This window comes from Arthrobacter sp. (assembly GCF_031988865.1).
In the GTDB taxonomy this organism is placed as follows: Bacteria; Actinomycetota; Actinomycetes; order Actinomycetales; family Micrococcaceae; genus Arthrobacter_B.
Genome location: NZ_DALZXY010000021.1, coordinates 1 through 5,722 on the forward strand (window position 1 = coordinate 1; position 5,722 = coordinate 5,722).

A 5,722-nucleotide genomic window follows, 5' to 3' on the forward strand; every position below is an offset into this window, starting at 1 on the left:
CGAGCTCGCCGATCTTTATGACGACGCCGTAGCCGCGAAGGTCCGGCTGCTTTATGGCGGATCAGTAAAGGCATCCAACGCAGCGAGCATCCTGAAGGAGCGTGACGTGGACGGCGTGCTGGTGGGCGGTGCCAGTTTGGACGTAGCCGAATTTGCTAATATTGTCAGGTTCGAACAACACCTGGTGACCGACTGACCTGCGCAGCGGCAGCGTCTCCAATTCAATGTGTCACCCGTGAAAGGCCGTAAGTGGAAATTCTGAAGATCATCCTGCTGGTTCTGCTTGGCCTGACCAGCTTGCTGCTCACATTCCTGATCCTTCTTCACAAGGGCCGCGGCGGCGGTATGTCGGATATGTTTGGCGGCGGCATGAGCACCAGCATGGGTTCTTCCGGCGTCGCGGAAAAGAACCTGAACCGGTTCACCGTTGTACTCGGCCTGTCCTGGGGCCTTGTCATCATTGCCCTCGGACTCATCCAGCGCTTCTCCGGCGAGTCGTAGGACCCGCAGCTTAAGACAACAGCCGTGCAGGTTCTGCACGGCAGCGCAGAAGCCGGCCCCGGTACGATCCGGGGCCGGCTTTTCTGCGTCGTCCACGACGCGGGATCAGCCTGCCGGGAGGTCGACGGCGATGATGGTGCCGCCGCCTGGCCTGCTCCGCGCTTCGATCCGCCCGCCGATCGAAGCAGTAATTTGATACGCAATGGCCAGCCCCAGCCCGGAACCGGGCATCCTGCGGGCGGAAGGCGAGCGGTAGAAGCGGTCGAAGACACGCTCCAGGTCTTCGCGCGGGATGCCCGGTCCCCGGTCAGCTACCGTGACACGGATGCTGTCCTTGAGTGCTTCAATGCCTACGTCGACGGCGGGCTGTCCGGAACCCAACCCGTATTTTCCGGCGTTGTCCAGCAGCACGCCGGCCAGCCGCTGCAGCCGGGTGCGCTCCATGTGAACCTGCGGGAGATCCGTGTCCGGGGTGCTCAGGGTGACGGCGGTGCCAGGCCAATGCCGCATTGCGGTAGCCACCGCCTCCTCAAACACCGGGAGGACATCAATGGGCTCCGCTGCCTGCTGTGGTTCCTCCCCGCGTGCGAGATCCAGAAGGTCCGACACCAGATCCTGCATTTCCCCCAGCTCACGGTCGACGGCGTCAGCCAGCTCGCGGCGCCGTTCAGGCGAAATACCTGACTGCCGCTTTAATAGGGAAAAGTTGGTGCGCAGGGTTGTGAGCGGTGTGCGGAGCTCATGTGAGGCATCGGCGACGAGCTGCTCCTGCGCGGCGCGGGCCAGCGAGAGTTCATGCAGCATCCGGTTAAAGGACGCGGCGAGCCGGCCAAGTTCATCTGCACTCTCAACTTCCACCCGCTCGTCGGGGTCACGGGTAAGGCTCACGCGCTCCATAACTGCCGCCAGGGCGCGGACAGGCCGTAACCCGATGGTCGCCGTGACGTAGCCAACCAGGCCGGCAAAGAGCACGCCTGCAGCGCCCGTGATAAGTACCGCGGTGCCCACCCGGTCGATGGCCCGGTCAGTCACCAGCGTCGGCGTCCCCACGATTATGGCGCGGTCTGTCCCAGCCGGAACAACAACAACCCGAACGGAGCCGGCTTGTCCGTCCGCGGTGTAGAACGCAGTTCCGCTGATGCCGGCGGCGACGTCGTGCGCTGCCGGGGTCAGCCGCAGCGCGTCGCCGGAATCCTCGACCGGTTCGGCAGCAGTGATGGTGCGGCTGCAGGCAGGTTCGGCCGCGACCGGATAGAAGCTGATGCTTAGTAGCTGATGACCTGTGGCTGGCCCAGGTGCTTGAGGCCTTCGATGCCGAACTCGAGTCCGTAGCCGGACTTCTTGGCGCCGCCGAACGGGACGCGAGGGTCCACGGTGCCGTGCTTGTTGATCCACACGGAACCTGCCTGGATGCGGGCCGCAACTTGGCGGGCCGCATCCAGGTTGGATGACCAGACCGAGGCACCGAGCCCCACATCCAGGGCGTTGGCCATTGCGACCGCTTCGTCGATGGTGGAGTACTTGATGATCGGTAGGGCCGGACCGAATTGTTCCTCGGCGACCAGCGGGTTCTCGTTGTCGATGTCCGCGATGAGGGTCGTGGGGTAGAAGTAGCCCGGCTGTCCCTCCTCGGGGTTCCCGCCGACCAGGATCCGTGCGCCGGAGTCCTTGGCGGCCTGGACCAGCTTGGCGACGATGTCGAACTGGGACTTGTTCTGCAGCGGGCCCAGCACGTTGTTTTCGTCGAGCCCGTTACCCATGGGCATGGCCTTCGCGACCTCGACCAGCGCCTCGCAGACTTCTTCGTAGATGTCCTCGTGGACGTAGAGGCGCTTCAGGGCAGCGCAGGTCTGGCCGGTGTTGATGAAGGCGCCCCAGAAGAGGTCCTCGGCGATTTTCTTCGGATCGGCGTCGGGCAGCACGATCCCGGCGTCGTTGCCGCCGAGCTCCAGGGTCAGGCGCTTCACGGTGTCGGCGGAGGAGCGGATGATGTCCTGGCCGGCAGCGGTGGAGCCGGTGAACATGATCTTGGCGATGTCCGGGTGGCTGACCATGACTGCGCCGACGTCGCGGCGGCCCGAGACGACGTGAAGCACGTCGGCCGGCAGGACGCTGTTGAGCACGTGGGCCAGCGCAAGGACCGACAGCGGCGTGTTGGCCGAGGGCTTGAGGACCACGGTATTGCCCATGCGCAGTGCCGGGGCCAGCTGCCAGATGCTGATCATCATGGGCCAGTTCCACGGTCCGATCGCCCCGACCACGCCCAGCGGACGGTAGTGCAGTTCGGTGCGGCCGCCCTCATGGTCCACCAAGATTTCGGGCTCGAGTTCGAAGGCTGCGTTGGCGCGCAGCCAGGCGGCGCACGCGCCGACCTCGAAGCGGGCGTTCGGCCCGTTCAGCGGCTTGCCTTGCTCGCGGGAAAGCAGTACCGCAAGGGCCTCGGCGTTGGCCTCGATGGCATCCGCTGCGCGGTCCAAGTAGGCGGAGCATTCCTGGTGGGCCAGGGCACCCCAGGCCGACTGGGCCGCGCGGGCGGCTGCCACCGCCAGTTCCAGGTCGGCGACGCCGTGTTCCGGGGCGCGGCCCACGGTTTCCCCGGTGGCCGGGTCCGTGATCTCGCGCCCACCCTTGCCGGGCTGGATGGCGGCGAGGAGGTCTTCAAGGGTCATCGGTGTGGTGGTTGAGGCTGGAATGCCCATGATGGTGTTCCTTAGGTTTGTGGGTGACAGGGACGTGCCGAATCCTGGGCCGTCACCGGGCCAGGGCCTGCGGCGTCGGCCAGGGGGCGGTGGAGGGTGCCCCCTGACCAACCACTGTCGATGGCCGGGTAGGAGGACTAGTCGTTGGTCAGCGGGCCGGGATGCCGGTGATGAATTCGGCGGCTTTTTCACCGATCAGCACGGAGGCGGCGTTGGTGTTTCCGGTGGGGACCAGCGGCATGATGGAGGCGTCGGCGATGCGGATGCCGTCGAGTCCGCGGACCTTGAGGCTGCGGGGGTCGACGACGGCGAGTTCGTCGAGGCCCATCTTGCACGTGCCGACCTGGTGGTGGTAGGTGACGGCGGTTTCGCGGACGTAGCGCTCGAGGTCTTCGTCGCTGTCGGAGTACCCGGGGCCGGGGTAGATTTCTTCGGGTCCCCAGTCGGAGAGGGCGGCGGTGCGGCCCATCTCGCGGCACTGGCGGACCGAGGCTGCCAGGGCGCGGACGTCCTCGGTGGCGGTCATGGCGCCGAGATCGATCCGGATGGGGTCCTCGGGGTTCGGTCCGGAGAGTGTGATTTCGCCACGGCTAAGCGGACGGATAATGCCGCCCACGAGGGAGAAGCCATTCTCGGGACCCGACATCGAATCAAGGAAGTACATTGGCAGGGAGAAGTGGATCGGCTGGGTGTCCGGCACTGCCAGGTCTGGATTGCTCTTCCAGAAGTGGTGGGTCTCCGCTGCAGCGACCTGCGAGGGCGGGACATCCTTCTTCGTCGTCGTGTAGATCACCGGCGAGAGCAGGTGGTCGTGCAGGTTCTTGCCGACGCCGGGCAAATCCAGCACGGGTTCGACGCCGATCTCGCGCAACTCCTCGGCGGGGCCGATGCCGGAGCGCAGCAGCAACTCGGGCGAGTTGATGGCACCTGCGGCAAGGAGCGTTTCCCCCGCACGCAGCGTGTGCAGTTGGCCGTCCTTCTCGTATTCGACACCGGTGACGGTACCGTCGCCCAGGAGCAGCCGGCGGACGTGCGCGCGGGTGATCAGGGTGAGGTTCTCGTGTCCAACGACGGGTTTCAGGTAGGCGTGCCAGGTGTTGAAACGTTTGCCTTCGCGGACGTTGAGCTGCATCTTGGAGACGCCTTCAACATCGCCCGAGTTGTAGTCCTCGTTGAGTTTCAGGCCGATTTCCTGTGCGGCGTCGAGGATGTCGTCCTGGACCGGGTTCCGCGGGAAGTCCTTGACCACATCGAGCAGGCCGGAACCGCCGCGGGTGTCGGAGACCCCGCCGTCATATTTTTCGATGGCCGTGAAGACCGGCAGCACGTCCTCCCAGGTCCAACCCGGGCAGCCCAGGTAGGCCCAGGTGTCGTAGTCCTGCTTGGCGCCGCGGACCCAGATGGTGGCGTTCAGTGCGTGCGAACCGCCGGTGACCTTGCCCCGCGGGAGGTGCAGCCGGCGGCCGTCGCAGGAGGCCTGCTCGGTCGTGTAGTAGTCCCAGTCCTCCGCACCGTGCCAGAGCGCGCCGGCGGCGAAGACATCGGCGATGACCGGATTCGTGTCTTCGCCTCCGGCTTCCAGTACCGCCACGGTCTTGCCCGCGTCGATCAGCCTGCGTGCGAGGACCGAACCGGCGGAACCGGCACCGACCACAATGTAATCCAATTTCTTCTCTGCCATCTCGCAGCCTTCCATACCCCTGTGGTGACTTAGCTCACCAAATTAGCTTTGCTCCAGTATCGCTGGAATCCAGGGGCGGTCGCTTGCCAATTTGTGCACCGACCATGACAAGTAGCGCAATCAATCCGGGAAGCCGGCTGACGGTGTCCGGAACTGGGGTATGACAGCCGTGGGAGGAACGCCGAATTCTTTCTTGAAGGTGCGGCTGAAGTGGGCGGTGTCGCTGAATCCCCAGCGGAATGCGACCGAGGTGACCGTCGTGGTTTCCGAGGCGCTGGCCAGGTCCCGGCGGCAATGCTCCAGCCGCTGCTGGAGGATTGAGCGGGCCACAGAGGTGCCCGACTCGGCGAAGATCAGGTGCAGGGTGCGTACCGAGATCCAATGCGCGGCAGCGATGGAACCAACCGACAGCTGCCGATCTTCCAAGTGCGCGGTGATGTATTTCTGGATTTCGGCAAGCAGCGTGGCGCGCTGCCCGAACGAAGCTTCCTGGTCAGGGGCCGGGGCGCTGTCCAGCAGATCGAGCAGACCGTTCACCGCCCTGTTCACCGCGTCGTCGCTGAGCTGGTCGAGTTCGCTCACAACGCCTCGAAGCTGACCAGCCACCAGGGAAAGTTCACCTGAGCCGGAGCCCGTGGCCAAGGGGCGGCCGCGCTCCAGCGTCGAGATGATGGATTTCGGTACCCGCGCCACCGGCATAAGCAGCGAAAGTTGCTGGTGCTCTCCGTCGCTCTGAAAAGTCCCGCCATGGTCGCCATCCCAGATGAACAGGTCGCCGGGGGTAAGGGTGAACTGATCTTGGCCGTAGGCGCACGTCATTCGGCCGCTGAGCTGCAGCTGG

General features: G+C 65.2%; 6 protein-coding genes. 2 read left to right on the forward strand and 4 right to left on the reverse strand.

Going from position 1 to position 5,722, the window contains the following annotated elements:
• Both RTN46_RS05855 and secG read left to right on the forward strand, forming a co-directional pair.
• The coding region (locus RTN46_RS05855; RefSeq protein ID WP_312179775.1) for a triose-phosphate isomerase at positions 1-196 on the forward strand (196 nt) is incomplete at its 5' end.
• 53 nt (positions 197-249) lie between these two features.
• The gene (gene secG, locus RTN46_RS05860) at positions 250-501 is read left to right on the forward strand and encodes a preprotein translocase subunit SecG (protein ID WP_066297948.1); all 252 of its coding nucleotides are present in this window, start codon (positions 250-252) and stop codon (positions 499-501) included.
• Between the two features lie 105 nt (positions 502-606).
• Here secG and RTN46_RS05865 read toward each other — a convergent pair whose 3' ends face one another.
• The 4 genes from RTN46_RS05865 to RTN46_RS05880 form a co-directional block, all read right to left on the reverse strand.
• Positions 607-1,533 (reverse strand): HAMP domain-containing sensor histidine kinase, encoded by a 927-nt coding sequence (locus RTN46_RS05865; protein ID WP_312179777.1) that lies wholly within the window; start codon positions 1,531-1,533, stop codon positions 607-609.
• Positions 1,534-1,766: 233 nt separating this feature from the next.
• Positions 1,767-3,170, reverse strand: coding sequence for an aldehyde dehydrogenase family protein (locus RTN46_RS05870; RefSeq protein ID WP_396157388.1), 1,404 nt, complete (start codon positions 3,168-3,170; stop codon positions 1,767-1,769).
• A gap of 178 nt (positions 3,171-3,348) precedes the next feature.
• A complete protein-coding gene (locus tag RTN46_RS05875) occupies positions 3,349-4,881 on the reverse strand; it encodes a GMC family oxidoreductase (RefSeq protein ID WP_312179779.1) in 1,533 nt (510 codons plus the stop codon).
• Positions 4,882-5,001: 120 nt separating this feature from the next.
• Positions 5,002-5,722: helix-turn-helix domain-containing protein (locus RTN46_RS05880; protein WP_312179780.1), on the reverse strand; the 721-nt coding region annotated here is incomplete at its 5' end.

Excerpts from the sequence above, each read along its gene's own strand:
- RTN46_RS05870 (WP_396157388.1), bottom strand. The coding sequence starts at position 3,170 with ATGACCCTTGAAGACCTCCTCGCCGCCATCCAGCCCGGCAAGGGTGGG.
- RTN46_RS05875 (WP_312179779.1), bottom strand. The coding sequence starts at position 4,881 with ATGGCAGAGAAGAAATTGGATTACATTGTGGTCGGTGCCGGTTCCGCC.